Here is a 251-nt window from a genome sequence, read left to right on the forward strand (position 1 = left end):
GTGACGGGCCAGGTGGCGGGCAACAAGGTCTACGATGGCAATACGGTGGCGCAACTCACCGGTGGCAGCCTGAGCGGCCTGGTGGGCGACGAAACCCTGGTCATCGGCGGGCAGACGGCGGCGTTTGCCGACAAGAATGCGGGCAATGCGAAAGCCGTGACGGTCATCGGCACGACCTTGCTGGACGGCTCCGGTGCGGCCAGCAACTACACGGTCAGCAATCCGACCGGCTTGACGGCCAGCATCACGCC

General features: G+C 66.1%; 1 protein-coding gene. It reads left to right on the forward strand.

What is annotated here, in order from left to right:
- Nucleotides 1-251, forward strand: a 251-nt coding sequence (locus tag J0O65_RS25090; RefSeq protein WP_215409889.1) for a YDG domain-containing protein, incomplete at both ends; no start/stop codon positions are given.

Source organism: Janthinobacterium sp. JC611 (genome assembly GCF_018682595.1).
Taxonomy (GTDB): Bacteria; Pseudomonadota; Gammaproteobacteria; order Burkholderiales; family Burkholderiaceae_D; genus Janthinobacterium.